Source organism: Cohnella massiliensis (genome assembly GCF_900169535.1).
GTDB classification, from domain to species: Bacteria; Bacillota; Bacilli; order Paenibacillales; family Paenibacillaceae; genus Cohnella; species Cohnella algarum.
On sequence record NZ_LT821258.1, the window covers coordinates 863,615 to 876,572 of the forward strand.

Annotated in this window: 11 protein-coding genes; 1 reads left to right on the forward strand and 10 read right to left on the reverse strand. The window is 54.6% G+C overall.

Annotated features, from left to right (window positions below):
• Positions 1-51: 51 nt before the first annotated feature.
• Positions 52-537, reverse strand: a complete 486-nt coding sequence (locus tag B7E11_RS13490) for a hypothetical protein (RefSeq protein WP_080835137.1) — start codon at positions 535-537, stop codon at positions 52-54.
• 24 nt (positions 538-561) lie between these two features.
• The gene (locus B7E11_RS13495; protein WP_080835599.1) at positions 562-3,999 is read right to left on the reverse strand and encodes a DUF5704 domain-containing protein; all 3,438 of its coding nucleotides are present in this window, start codon (positions 3,997-3,999) and stop codon (positions 562-564) included.
• A gap of 160 nt (positions 4,000-4,159) precedes the next feature.
• Between B7E11_RS13495 and B7E11_RS28975 the strand changes: the two genes are divergently transcribed.
• A complete protein-coding gene (locus B7E11_RS28975) occupies positions 4,160-4,417 on the forward strand; it encodes a hypothetical protein (RefSeq protein WP_139787176.1) in 258 nt (85 codons plus the stop codon).
• Here the strand turns inward: B7E11_RS28975 and B7E11_RS13500 are convergent.
• The 8 genes from B7E11_RS13500 to B7E11_RS13535 all read right to left on the reverse strand — a co-directional run bounded on the left by B7E11_RS13500 (position 4,387) and on the right by B7E11_RS13535 (position 12,950).
• The gene (locus B7E11_RS13500) at positions 4,387-5,499 is read right to left on the reverse strand and encodes a copper amine oxidase N-terminal domain-containing protein (protein WP_080835140.1); all 1,113 of its coding nucleotides are present in this window, start codon (positions 5,497-5,499) and stop codon (positions 4,387-4,389) included. The genes B7E11_RS28975 and B7E11_RS13500 overlap by 31 nt on opposite strands.
• Before the next feature lie 114 nt (positions 5,500-5,613).
• Positions 5,614-6,597, reverse strand: coding sequence for a hypothetical protein (locus tag B7E11_RS13505; protein ID WP_080835143.1), 984 nt, complete (start codon positions 6,595-6,597; stop codon positions 5,614-5,616).
• Complete coding sequence (locus B7E11_RS13510) at positions 6,584-7,132, reverse strand: hypothetical protein (protein ID WP_080835146.1); 549 nt, start codon at positions 7,130-7,132, stop codon at positions 6,584-6,586. The genes B7E11_RS13505 and B7E11_RS13510 overlap by 14 nt, the downstream gene beginning before the upstream one ends.
• 10 nt (positions 7,133-7,142) lie before the next feature.
• Positions 7,143-7,532: a hypothetical protein gene (locus B7E11_RS13515; protein WP_080835149.1), complete on the reverse strand. Its 390-nt coding sequence runs from the start codon at positions 7,530-7,532 to the stop codon at positions 7,143-7,145.
• A gap of 82 nt (positions 7,533-7,614) precedes the next feature.
• A complete protein-coding gene (locus B7E11_RS13520) occupies positions 7,615-8,094 on the reverse strand; it encodes a hypothetical protein (protein WP_054819667.1) in 480 nt (159 codons plus the stop codon).
• An 83-nt stretch (positions 8,095-8,177) separates the two neighbouring features.
• Positions 8,178-10,247: a hypothetical protein gene (locus B7E11_RS13525; RefSeq protein ID WP_080835152.1), complete on the reverse strand. Its 2,070-nt coding sequence runs from the start codon at positions 10,245-10,247 to the stop codon at positions 8,178-8,180.
• The gene (locus B7E11_RS13530) at positions 10,237-12,108 is read right to left on the reverse strand and encodes an ATPase, T2SS/T4P/T4SS family (protein ID WP_080835155.1); all 1,872 of its coding nucleotides are present in this window, start codon (positions 12,106-12,108) and stop codon (positions 10,237-10,239) included. The genes B7E11_RS13525 and B7E11_RS13530 overlap by 11 nt, the downstream gene beginning before the upstream one ends.
• Positions 12,105-12,950, reverse strand: a complete 846-nt coding sequence (locus tag B7E11_RS13535; protein ID WP_080835158.1) for a CpaE/TadZ family protein — start codon at positions 12,948-12,950, stop codon at positions 12,105-12,107. The genes B7E11_RS13530 and B7E11_RS13535 overlap by 4 nt, the downstream gene beginning before the upstream one ends.
• Positions 12,951-12,958: the final 8 nt, after the last annotated feature.

Sequence of the window (12,958 nt, forward strand, 5' to 3'; positions counted from 1 at the left end):
CGAGGCTCCGTCCAGCAGCCGATAACGAGTGAGATCGTTCATTGCGTCCTCCTATCGTTGCGTTTCCGTTTTTTTCTTCTGTGCGGCAGGCGTGGAAGGCGCTTGCTGTTGCTGCTCCACCAAGCGCTCCGGCCGGGCATAGCAGTACAAGTAAAAGTTGTAATCCCCGGCAAAGGGAAAGCAGCGCAAATAGTAGCGGTGATCCTGCGTTTGCATGCAAAACCCGTATACATCCGTGCTCCAAGCACCGCCGATGCGCGCCTCCGGGTGCTCGCTGCAAAATCGTAACATATGCTTGCGGCTTTTCAGCACCTTCTGATCGCCGATAGCTTGAAAGACCTTACCCAATTCTTCTTTAAAAGCAGTCGTTTCAAAGGGAGAGCGCCGGGGAAACCAGGTTACCCAGAACTCCTCGCCCGACCGCCCAAAATCGCCGCGCAGGTGGCCGATGCAGCCACGTTCGATCTCCTCTGCGGCAGAAGCGGAATAAAAATAAGCCGTATCCTCTGGCGCGGCACTTTGCAGCTTTTCCAACATGTTTATCCCTCCCGTCTGGTGAATTTAATGGGTGCCTCCCGTCCCAAAGTCGTCGTAGCTGGACAAATTGGCATGATAAAAGACGACGTCGCCGTCCAGCAGGGAGAACGTTGCCCCGTATGGATCGACGAAGCTGCGCTGAAACCCTTCCATCCGCCACTGATTGTCCAGCGGCGCGTTTTTGTATTGCAGATGCGGATGGTTCAAGTCTTGATCGCGGATCGTTTCGATGTTGAAATTGACGATGATATACCCATCCTTTAGAAATACGGGCGCATGGTCGTCCAGCCGGTGCGTGCGGCCGTACTCGGCCAGATTGAAGCCTTTCGGCACCACGTACGGCGCGGCGGGCAAACTGTAGTCCCCCCGCCATCGCTGAACCGAAGCGTTGGCGCGGGCCGCACCGATGCCGGAGGGCACCTGCGTGCTTCCGACAAACGTCCGAAGCTGAGGCGGCAGCAGCATGATATCGTAGCCGCCCACATAGGTCGGCTTCTGCGCATCCTTTACATATTGATCGATAAACGTCTGCCTGTCTCCGGGCGAACCGTTTAGCGACCAAAGCGTTGCGGCGGTGTCGGTCAACTCCTGCTTCGGCACATTGCGCAGGCGAGCGTCGAGCGTCACATAACGTTTCTCCGCATCGTCGCTGGAGCCGATACGAATAAACCGCCGACTGCCTGAATGATAGTACAGATCGACTTCTTGCCTGTTCTTCCCCTTGCTGTCCACAAAATAAAACGTCGGTGTAATGAGGATGCCGTCGCCCGAGCCGAACATGTTGCCTTTCGTCATGACTTCGAATTTGAAATGGTAACCCGTTTTGACCGCTACGTTTTTCTTGCCGCTCTCGGGATGACTGCTTTGCCGTACCGGCAGCACGTAAGGTGGGGTATTGCCGCGCGGTGCGCCGTCAATGCCTTTCGTTCCGACCCAATAGGCGTTTCCTGTCGGCGTCGCGCTGCCCTTTTGGGTGCGGAACACCGATTCCCATGCAAAATCGGCAATGTCGGTGATGCGGAAATCATAGAGACGTCCGATCACTTCCACTGGAACCGCTTGCGCAGCCACATGGTTGGACAAGTCCAGGTTGGCATTCATTTGGGACGTGAAGGAGGCCGGACTATTCTCGGCAAACGTTCGGAATAACACGTCGTAATGGCCCTCGTCCACCCAAACGGGCAAGTAGAAGGTCGTCTGCAACTGGCCGACCGGGATGGACACCCACGTGTCCTTGGGGACGAACGTCGTACGATCCGCTTTGTACACATCGAACGGAAAGCGTACCTGCTTGTCCCTCATATACTTGGCATAATCCCGATTGCCGTAGCCCTTGATGTCCTTGTGCGGGCCGCTTGTCGGAATCGTTACGGTAAAGGGCCGGTCCAGAATGAGCGCAGCACGTCCGGCGGTTGGCTGCGTTTTCTGATTATGCGCCTGGTCGTCGGATACGGACGCCCAATTGACGACAGGCGTATGCACCGTCACCGGATTGATGCCGCCGATCGGATAGCTCTTGTTTTCCCCGCCGCCAATGCCCTTGACCAGCGTATAAAAGATAGTGCCGGTGCTCGGTTGATTCGCTTTGTTTGTTTTGAAAGCGTCAATGAGATAACCTTTGCCGTACAGCACATCTTGCCCAATCATCGGCGGGGCCGGTATCGCCCCCGGCGTCGGCGCTTTTTCCTCAACGATTCGGTTGTCCATGATTGTATTTCCGTTAAAAACGAACGAGTCGTTTTTTACCTTGATCTTGCCAATAGCTCTCTCGGCCTCGTTTGTCCAGTCCTCGTTCGGTACGGAAGGCCGGCTGGAACCGCCGGAAATCGTTTGTCCGGGCAGCGTCACATTCGAATAGACCGGATCGGTCATATGCGCGCTGAGCGACGCATCATGCGCAGCGGAAACGGTTGGCGGCGTATAGCCATTCGGCTCCAGCGTAACTGTTCCCGAAGGAAGCGCATAATTGGAGACCGTCGCCTTTTGAATGCCGTACACTTCGAGATTTTGAATCGTCCAGAAGCTGTACTTGCGTTCAATCGAATAGTTTTTGGTGACCGTCTGTGTATCTGAACGCGGAACGGTAATGGTGGTCGGATTCCCGTCCGCATCGGGCGGGCCGGATCGCGTCTCCGTCCAGGTGAGGGTATATGTTTTACTCACCTGAATCGGGTATTGCTTCGTGCCGGTCGTTTCCGTGAACGTGTTGCGATACAAGTACGATTTGGCCAAAGCGTTCACATACAGGTTCTCTGAAGTCGGAATGCCTTGCAGCACATCAAATTTTTCTGCGCCGCGCGCATCCGCCTGAATGACAGCAGAAGCGCTTGGCTCCATCGCTTCGGCCTGCTGGGAAGCGCCGGGCTGCGGTTTTCCGTCGCCGTCGCCTTTGCGTACCGTATGATCGGATGTCGAGTCCCCCGTATTGCCGTCCACATCCTTCACAACGACGGTGATTTGCACGCTCACTTTGTCGCCGGACGTGAACGGGATTTTGATCGGAATCGTTTTACTCGTTGACGTGCCGGAGAGGTTTCCGGTTTTGTCGCCCGTTTGAACGAGCCTGGCATTTCGAATATCCGTGATTTCGTATGACTGCAAATTTTTTAACGACTTGACTTCAAAAACAAAATTCCCGTCCACTTCGGTCACGTTTTGGTCGACCGTTTCCGGCGCTTCAATCCGGGACACGACCGTTACCGAGGAGGGAATTTTGTAAATGCCGATAAAGTTGGAGCCGCCCGATCCCACCAGAATGGAGCGCTCTTTGAGCTTGGGGTCGCCTTTTTCCTGAATGAACAGCTTCTCGTCGGGTTTGTTATTGTTCGTAATGTAAGAGCGGATGATTTCATACGTCTGACCGCCGGAAGTGATTTGTCCTTCGAACGTATGGTTCGCTTCCTCGCCGGTTGCGAAAACGCCTTTGTCCACTTCTTTGAGTTTGGTGCCGTCTTCTTTTTGATAGATGGCCTTCACCGGATTGTTCTCCGCATATTCGGCAACCGCGTCCGTTCCGCCCAGATGCACCGTAAAGCTTCGCATTCGCACCTTCGGATTCGTTTCGGGATTTTCTTGCAGCCAGTCTTTCCGCGTCGGGTCCTGCTTGGGCGATAAATAGGAGCGAACGATCGTATACGTTTTTCCGTTGTCCTCAATCGTTTCGGGAAATTCATGATTGATCGTTTCCCCGACTTTGTACTCGCCCTTTAGAAATGTAACTTCCGGTCTTTGAATGACTATGCCGTCTACGGTTTTTGCAATGACATCGACGGGAAATTCCGCGCTTCGATAGGGTACATGAATGCCGAAATAATCGTCCAAGTCGTCCGGGTGCGCCCAAGGTTCGGCTCTCTTGATCTCATCTAACGTATAAAAGGGCCCTTTGCGCACGTTGCCGTTTCCGTCGATGGACACCATGATGGCATACAAATATAAGTCGTCGTTGTCTTTGATGTCGCCCATGCCCGCGTTCCACATGCCTTCCGTGACAAGCGCCTCGCTGATTTCATAAAATGTCGTTAAAGGCGCTCCGGGGATCGGCGGATTCGGGTCTTGACCTACCTGCCGCACTTGCTGGTCCAAAAAAGAAGCATGTTGGCCGCTTCTCGGATCGCCACACTGCTTGGGCGTCGTATTCGAACATAATTGGTCACGGCGCACCGTCCAACCCACGGTTCTGTATTTAATGGACGATGTTGCAGCCGTACTTGTGATTTCAAAGCTGATTTTTCCTGCCTCCGTTCTTACTTTGGGGGTTTCGGCTTTCGCTGCGAAAGGAAAACCCGAAAATAAAAAAGAGCATGCCAGAAGCACGCTCAACGCCGATTTTATGAATTTGTTTCTCTTCATCTACTCCGAGTCCGCCTTTCTGATGAAATAATTGCGGAATAAACTGGCTCCCGGATCGACTTTCAATGTACTGCCCCAATCGCCGCCAACATTCGTGGAAAGGGAAATATCCGCGTAACCTTCGTACCAAACCTGCTTATCGAATTTGCGTTCATTGGGGAACCGCTCATCGTACAGCAAATTTTTACTTTCCGTGAATGAGTTGAATTTGATTCTGAACTTGGAACGTACATAATTATTTCCAAACCCGTCTTTATAGATCATGGAAGGCTCGGGATCAAGGTATCCTTCGATCTGTATCTTGTTTTCTTTAACCCACTCCACATACCGCCGGATATATTTCAATTCCGCATTGGAACTTTGCATTTTCGTGGCGAATACCGCCTGCGCCCACGTATCGTCAATCGTTTTGTAGTCCACATTCAGCCACAGCGCGCCGAACATTTTCAGCCGGTTCATCCATATATCCACGTTTTTCTTATTGAATTCCGGTATGGTTGAATACAATACCGATGAAACCTTGCTGTCCGTAGGATGCGAGTAGGGACAGGCCATTTCATAGGCTTCATTCGGCACATCGGCCAGAATGTACGGGTAATCTTTCGCGTTCTTCGGCAAATGGGTTGTGCGAATCAGACGGCCCCATTCATCATACTTCGCATTGGCGTCTTCTTGTGTGGAAATGAAGACGGTCGATGTTGGGCTATCCCAATTCACTTCCGCCCCCAGCGCTTCGCTGACAAAACGCAGCGGGACAAACGTCCGGCCGCCGCTGGTGATCGCCTGCGAATCGAAAGCCACCTCTTTGCCGTTGACGAGCGCCTTGCTATCGCCGATGGTAAGCACAATATGCAGGTCGTCCCGCTCAATCGGTACGGTCATCGTTTTGGGCTCCCAGCCTACGTTTGCGCCCATCTGTTCCGCGATGAATCGAATCGGCACGAGCGTCCGGTTGTTTTCATCGACAAATGCTTGTGCATCGGGAAACCAGATTTTTTGTCCGTCCATAACGACGCTGACAAAAGACGGAGGTCGGCTCGCCGCGCTTGCTGTTACGGTGAACAAGCTGCAAAGCATCGCGGCGGCAAGTCCTGCAATTATCCATTTTCTCACGCCATTTGCTCCTCTCTTGATAGGGGTCATGACAAGTTTGGAAGATTTCGACTGACACGTTCATCATAGAACCGATCCGACGGCGTGTCCACTTTCCGAAACATCGCCGTCTCGTTAAGATGGCGAGACCGGACAGTCCAGCGGCATATAGCCTTTTTGCGCGGCCGCTTTTTCGCTGGAAAACGTCTCTTCCACCGGATAAGTAAAGCCGCATGTGCTGCGGTAATACACCTTCATGCTTCCTTTCCTGGCTCCGACAATCTCTGGCTTCTTGAGCAAGCGGCTTCCGCCGAGGGCGTAATTGTTGTAAAACTTGCCTCCCATCGGAATGCCCTGGATGAAAGCAAGCACCCCGACGTCATCCACGGTATTGTTCCAATCTTCCTGTGAAATCGTTGGCAATGTAAACGTGTAGGAGAGACCAAATCGGGAAACCGATTCGTTGTGTTTATTGATCCGGTACGCGAGTTCGTCTTCAATTGCGCGGACGATGGTGCTCCGGCGCACCTGCTCAAATCGCTCCGCATCCTTTAATAACGCAATATTCGTCTGCTGCCCGACGTCGGCCCGCAAGCCTTCGTGCCAGCTCCGGCTGACCGCATCGTAAGCGAGGACGAAATCGTCCAGCGTGAACGAAAGGCTGTTGCCCGTTGAATCGGCGTAAGCATACGGCTTTTTCGCTCCCCAAACCGGTTTCTGTTCCGTGTGCCCATCGGCTCCCGTCCACTCCTCCTCGGCATAGACGTAGAAGCCGTCGTAACCAATCACCGCAATAGCCGGGATATACCGACTCAACACGCCTTGCGCAACGGGATCGTCGGCAATGCCGAAGCTTGCGTACAGCGTCCGATAAAAAGCGGCAATCGCCTCGTCCTTGTTCAGCGCCACCCGCTTGGCCGATTCGTATTGCGTCTCCCGCTGCTGGTTCGCATTGACGGTCAACATCCGCGCAGCATCATCCACCGCCGCATCCAGCGCGGTGTTATAGCGCAGCTCGGAGAGTAGCGCCTTCCGCTGCGTTTCGACCTCGATCCGGTTCACGGTCGCAAACGGCAGAAAAATAAGCGCTCCGACAATGGCCCATTCAATCAGCCTCATTGCGCACCACCCCGCCGTAAGGAATGAAGATTTTTTCGTTCGGACTGATGGCCTGGTTCAGAAAATCGAACAGGATCGTGCCGGGAGTCCGGTTCGTATTTTTAACCGTGACCGCAAACGTATCGCCGACCCGCAGCTTGTAGCGTCGCGCCGGATCGTCTTTTGCGGCCGTGTTGTTCGGGAAGAGAACGGGCAGGATCTGCGCGTTGTAAAACATGTCGTAGTGCACTTCGTAGCTGCCCCGAAACGTATCCGGCCTTGTCGGGTCGTCGTAAACCGGCACGTACTTTTTGCTTCCGTGTTCCATTTGCACATCGAAGGTGTTGCCCGTTGCCGCAATCGCCTCCATAAAGTCCGTATACATGCTCGGCGACACAAAGCCCTTGTCCCGCACTGCATCCACAAATGTTGTCGTCGCCTTCAATACGACCAGTTCCGAAATATCGTCCTGCTGGTCGAAGGCTGCGGAAATGGGGTAGAGGTAGAGCAAAAGAACGGCAATGAGCACCGCGAAAACTTTCGAGAAACTGTTCATGGCATTCTCCTTAGCGTAAAGCGAAAATGAGACGCACCAGTTGTCCGGACGCATCTCGCTGGGCGACTGCCGTATACCGGGCATTCAGCTGAATCCCGGCGGGGACGAACAAGTCCCGATCGAGCGGCGGCGCGTATCGAACGCCGTCCACCACAATTTCCGCGTCTCCCGTCTCCAGCCGGGCAATGGACTGAGTAACCTCTGCGCCGGATACGGTGCCGTCGCCGGCAATCGGCGAAAACGCCATCTGCACGTTGCGATCCAGCGACTTTCCCGACACATAGGCGGTGGCGTTCAGCGCGGCCCCGGTTTGAAATAGCATGAGTCCGCTCGTTACGGCCATCAGAAAGAGAAGACAGGCCACACTCATTTCCAGCATCGTTCTGGGGGCATATTCCATCGGCTTCCTCCTTGAAAACGCCGGGGCGTCCGTCTATACCCGAAAGGACGCCCCGTCAGCGTTGTGATGTCAGTACGGACGCTTACTGCTGCCGGAACACGATGCCGCGAATGACGTTGCTTCTGTCATGCACCAGTTGCGCCCGAAATTTCCCGCTCGGATTCACGTAGTTGATATCCGATTCATCCACCGTATCGCTCATTTTCCCCGGCGCTTCGCCCATCACCGAGCCGTAGGTCACGCTGTCGATCGGAACACCCGTGTTAATGACTTTGCCGTACCACTGACCTGCCGGATTTTTCCCGGTGACAATCTGGATGCCGAACTGATCTTGATCGCTGAACTTGCGCAGCGCGTTGACCACCTGACTGCCCGACAACGTCGTGTTGTCGTACACCGTAAACGCCGTTTGCGACAGCTCCGTCTGGATATTGCTGAAATTGCTTTGCGCCGCCTTGGTGGAGTCTTGCGCGGAAATAAACAATACGACGGCGAGGGTAATGAGCGCGATGGCAAGAAAAATGCCTGCCGCCATCACGAGTGCTTTTTGCGCGTTCGACATGAACCGATCTCTCCTTCAAATTCAAAATGGTGTAGGAAATAAAAAAAGCACTTCCCGTTTGGAAAGCGCCGCAACATGTCCGCTTACTGAATGCGCTGAAGCTGTTCGTAGTATACGGACATCTGGTGCAAGCTGACGATGACGAGCGGAATGACCAGATAGCCGAAAATGAGAGCCATCATCGGCGCAAACCCGATCCATTTTCCCCAGCCTGCCTTTTGCTCGATCAATTGCTCGTACTCCTGTTTGCGCTGCTCCTGCGCGTAAGCCTGTTCCGACTCCAGGTCGTCGAACGCTTCCCGGATCGGCAAACTTTGCGCAGCCAGTTCCAGCTTTTCGACCGTGCGGACGAACGGCACAAACGGCGCATCCTCTTTCAGCTGCGCCAGCGCCTGATCCGCGCCCTGTTCGAAATGGAGCAAGCAGGTTTGCAGCGGTTCCTTGAACACGCGGGCAAACTGTTCCATCCAGATGAGCAGATGCTCGACCGACATCCGGTCCATATCTGCCAGCATGGCGATGACGGCATGCAGTTGATCCACTTCATGCTTCATCTCCATCTGCCGCATGCGCCGCTGGAACAACCGAACGCCGACCGGCATGGCGTAGCCGCCCCATCCCGCGAGAGCGGCGAGGAGCGCTTCCCACCACTTCACATAATGATTGTCCAGCTTCGTGAGCTTGACCATAATGCGCCGAGCCGCGGCGCGAAGCTGATCGTCCTGGCCCGTCATCGGCGATTCGCTGCGGAGCAGGGCCATCACCGTTTCTTCGGTGCGATGCTTCACCTCCTTTACGCGATCGATGATGCGGCGATCGAGCGCCGCCGCCTCGCGCGTCTTGGCTTCCTCCTCCGGCGACAGTTGGCCGAACAGGATGCCCGGCTTTACCGGCGCATACAAGATTTGATGCCGGCTTGCGGCATGAAGCGCCATAAACATCCCGAGCACAGCCAGAAAAGCCATGCCCGCCGCCACGATGCGCTGCACATAGAGCCATTCCAGCCGAAGCGGCGACGCGGTGTCTTTAAGCAGCTTGACCATACGGTCAGCTTCCCGGGAACCGGGGGCGGGACCGAAACGATGCACAAGCCAGCGCATCCATGGCCATTCGTAAACCCGTTTCTCCCATCTTTTCCGGCCGGTTGGTTTTGGACTCACGTCCAGTTCCTGAATGTTCCTCAGCAGAACGTAGGACAGCCATACGACCGCCATCAGGCCGATTTTCACGATCCAGCCGGTCGTGCTCGCATAAAAGGCGTCCATGGCCGGAAAGTAATGGCTGGCCCAAGCTTCGATCGGCCGGGTAAACAGCAGCGGCAACAGCGCGATGGCGGTCAGTCCTTGCAACAGGAAACTGAGGCGCTCGCGGCGCAGCAGTTCCAGATTCAGTTCGGTCGCAAGCTTCCCAAGCGCCTTCAAGTACACGGAACCGGTTGCGGTTCGTTTGTCGCCGTATTCCTTCACCAGATGCGACAGCCCGGCCAAGCCCTGCAAATAGCGGTTCGGCGCGCTCTCGATATACTGCGCCAGCCGCTGCTCGGCGTCGCTTGCCGTGAGCACTTCGTATATTTCGTGTCCGTGCAGCGCCATCTCATACGGCGCACCGTCTGCCGCTTCATAAATGGCTTCTTCCACCATGCCATGGCGATGATAGTGATGACGTACGTCCGAGAAGAATAGACGGAGTTGGCGAAGCAGGCGCGTCTCCAGCCGATGCACCAGATTGTCCGACAGAATGCCATGGCCAACCCAGAAACCGATGGCGATCATGCCAAGCGTGGCCAGGTCGCGCACGCCCAGCGCCAGCGGAACAGCCGCTGCAATCAGCATGCCCCAAATAATTAGAGCCGTCTTCATCGTCTCCAACCGCAGCTTCCATTCGTCGCCAAGCTGGAGAATGGTCATTCGTTTGCGAATATGAATCAAATAAGCGCTCAGAATCGGCACGCGCTCACATAGACGGTACAACTGCTGCATGACGCTATACAGCGCTTGCTTCTTACGGGCTTTGCCCGGTTTGCGCAGCGCTTCATACCGCCGAATGGCCTCCACATCTGAACCGTGGCGGGATACCCATTGAAATGCGGCCGCCATCGCGAGGAACAGCACCGTCGCCGCGCCGAGCAACAGGGACAGCCATTCAAGCCTCATCGCCATCCCCCCAATGAACCGCCAGAAACGCCTCGAACGCCGCCTGATCCGGGCCTGTGAGGCAAGCGGCGATTTCGTTTCGGCTTCGCTCGGACAGCGGATGAACGGCGACATACTGCCCGTCCCGGTATTCGACGACGTTTCGTGCGTCGTATAGGGGGCGATCCGTCGTGCGGCGGAAGTATTCGAGCATCGTCTCCATAAACGCCGCCATTTTCTCTTCGGTCGTAGGTTTATGGCGGAACGAATCCGGGTATGCCGTCTCTTGCTCCACCGGGACGCACTCGGTTATTCGTTCAATGTAACGATGTCCGTCCGCGTCCCGTCTCAGGTGAATATCGAAGTTGATGACGCTGACGACCTGCTGCTCGGCCACTTTTTCGTTTGTAAACACTCTGGTTTTCAGCAACGAATTGCGCAGCGAGTAAACAAGATCGCGGAATGTTTTGGCGTGATGCGTAAACAAAGTGAACAGCGAAGCGACCTGCGCCATCTGCACCATCCAGGCGGCAACCGGGTCGGTCGCCACTTCTCCCAAAATATTGACCGATCCGTCCGTTTTCTTCTGAATGTCCAGCCCGTCTTGTCCGGAGATCGTTTCGGTTTCCCGCAGGCTTAAAATGTTGCGATCCCGATATATTTTCCGAAGCTGAAGTTCAAAACTCATTTCCTGCACCCGAATCGGCAAGATCGCCGGAATGTAGCGCACCATGGCCATCAAGAGCGTCGTCTTGCCGCTGCCTTGTGCGCCGGTGATGGCCGTGATGCGTTCCCCCATAACGAGATAGCGGATCAGCCCGATAGGCAGTTCGGCGTTGTCGTCCTGAATCAGTTGTTCGAGCGCGGCGTTTTGCACGTCGAATTTGCGCACAAAAAAAGCCCACGATTCGCTGAACCGGGGGCGCAACACAACAACGCGGGAGCCATCCGCCATTTCGTTTACCTTAAAACCGTTCGCTTCGGACAGCTGGCCGGGAAAATTATGTTTGTACACGTTCTGGCACACGCGCCTTAGCTCTTGTTCCGAGCCGAAGGACAGAAAGCTCAAATGGATGGACTTTCCTTTATAAAATATCCATACGCTGTCATGCGACCTTGGCACCTCACGAAGCTGCGCTTCTTCCTCCAAACTCCACTCGCCTTCCCACATCACGGGTGGAATGCCGGATACACCGCCCGATACGCCGTCGATTTTCATGTCGCGGATTTCGTCGATGACGCTGAATCCTTTGTATTGCTGATAGATCCGCTGTACAACGATCTGCATTTTGTCCTCGGCGGGCAGCTTGTGTACTTCCTGCTTGTAAATGTCGCGGATTTCGTCGGCGGTAATCCGATAGGACTCGGTTTCTTCGTCTTCCATACTTCGTTTGGGGCGATCCAATTCGTATTTTTGAATCAGTTCGTCCAGCGCTCTCAATCGATGCTGTTTCTTAAACAGATGGAGCAAAATGTCGAACTGATCTTGCGGCGATAATTTTTTCGGATCGTCAAACGGAAGAAGACGGTTCAGGTTATTGTCGTCCAAGCAGTAGCGCTGTTCGAGCAAATCGGCGATCACTTGCTTCACATAGGCCTTATCCCGCAAATCGCCAGACGTGCAGCCCCGCAGCGCTTTTTTCAGTTCCGCACGTTTGTTTTTGCGGCGACGGTATTCTTCTTCCGACAAGCCATAGTCAATCAAGTTGCTGCTGGTCATCTCATGCAGCGCCTCTTTCACGAACGCGGTCATCGAATCCAGCGTGTAGACCGGCTGTTCGTCCGGCTGGTCCGGTAAACGGCGGCTCATGCGCAAATAAAGCAGAACGCCGACCGCGATGAGGATGCCCACGATAAGCAAAGCGTTCAGCATGAACATCATCCTCGATCGTCCTCCCTCCCGCCGAAAAGAGGCTTATCTAATCCGGCGTACCGGACGATCGTCTGTGCCAATGCCCGTACGTGATGCACAAAAAGATTGTTTTCGTGATCGCGCGGCACTTGCCGGTTGCGAAATAAAAAATGGATAGCGTCTCCTTGCTGGAGGGCATCGTGCCATCCTGTATTATGAATAATCGGGTACGCAGGCTCCCGCCGGTGGAACTGACGCATGATGTTTTTGACGGTAAACGCCGAGCGAGGGTCATATTGCCCGAATACGAGCAAAACCTGGCGGCTCGCCAGAAGTTGCACCTCCGCTAATGAAAAAACTTGCTCCAGTTTGAGCAAGTTTTGCGGCAGGCAAACGACCAGCAAATCTGCTTGATGCAAAAGCGCCCGTGTCCATTCCGTCTCATTGCCGCTTCCGCCATCCAGCAACACCAGATCGTAAGCGCGTTTTGTCAGTTCTAAGAGCGGCCCGAGCCAGTCCTGCGCCGACGAAACAAACGATACATCCGGCTTGTTCGATCCCGGCAGGATGTCGAGGCGTTCGGCGAGCAGCGGCAGCGTGTAATCCCGCAGCAATTTTGGTTCGAGCTTGCGGTTTTGCAATAGCCTGAGCAGCGCGTCGATTCCGACATCGGATGGGACATCCACTTTGCTCATCCAGGTCCGCCTTGGATAAAAGCCGCGTTCAATGGCTGCATATTCGCTTTGCAAATGCCCATGCAGCAAAAGACGCGAAGAATATTCAAGTCCGAGCAGCGCGGCGGAGGCGATCAGGTTGCTTGTCGTCCCGGCTTGTCCCGAAATCGGACTCCAAAACACCACGGTAAAACCCATTGCTTCAT